This is a genomic window from Streptomyces sp. MMG1533, assembly GCF_001279775.1.
Lineage (GTDB): Bacteria > Actinomycetota > Actinomycetes > Streptomycetales > Streptomycetaceae > Streptomyces.
Genome location: NZ_LGDG01000155.1, coordinates 1 through 327 on the forward strand (window position 1 = coordinate 1; position 327 = coordinate 327).

The 327-nt window shown below is 70.0% G+C and carries 1 protein-coding gene; it reads left to right on the top strand.

Features of this window, described 5'->3' with window-relative positions:
• Nucleotides 1-327, top strand: a 327-nt coding sequence (locus ADK57_RS16615) for an IPT/TIG domain-containing protein (protein WP_234390223.1), incomplete at both ends; no start/stop codon positions are given.

The window sequence follows — 327 nt, forward strand, 5'->3', positions numbered from 1 at the left end:
GAATCTCTCCGGCGCGACGGCAGTGGGCTTCGACGGCGTGGCCGCCACATCATTCACCGTCAACTCCGCCACGCAGATCACCGCGGTGGCCCCCGCTCATGCGGCCGGTGCCGCAGCCGTGACCGTGACCACCCCCGGCGGCACCAGCAACTCGCTCGTCTTCACCTACCTCGCGGCGCCCTCGGTCACCGGCCTGAGCCCCACCCAGGGGCCGATCTCGGGAGGCACCACGGTCACACTGACCGGCACGAATCTCTCCGGCGCGACGGCAGTGGGCTTCGACGGCGTGGCCGCCACATCATTCACCGTCAACTCCGCCACGCAGAT